Source organism: Romboutsia sp. 13368 (genome assembly GCF_018336475.1).
Lineage (GTDB): Bacteria > Bacillota > Clostridia > Peptostreptococcales > Peptostreptococcaceae > Romboutsia.
On the sequence record NZ_CP048741.1, the window covers coordinates 1028128 to 1028447 of the forward strand.

The window sequence follows — 320 nt, forward strand, 5'->3', positions numbered from 1 at the left end:
GATGAGTTAATGAATGAATTAGAAGAAATCCTTAGGAGGGTATAATGAGTAATAAGACAGCATTTCTTTTTCCAGGTCAAGGTTCTCAATATATAAATATGGGAAAAGATTTATATGAAAATATTATTGAATGTAAAGATATATTTGATAAGGGCGAAGAAATATTAGATATGCCAATAAAAGAATTAATATTTGAAGGAACTGATGAGGAATTAACAAAAACTAAAAATAGTCAACCTGCAATTTTACTAACTTCTTTGGCTTGTCAGAAAGCTTTAGAGATTGAGGGTATAGAAGCTRACTATACAGTAGGTTTGTCT

General features: G+C 29.2%; 1 protein-coding gene. It reads left to right on the forward strand.

All coding sequences use genetic code 11. The annotated features are described in order from the left end of the window. Positions 1 to 44: 44 nt before the first annotated feature. The coding region (locus G3997_RS04185) for an ACP S-malonyltransferase (RefSeq protein ID WP_330616207.1) at positions 45 to 320 on the forward strand (276 nt) is incomplete at its 3' end.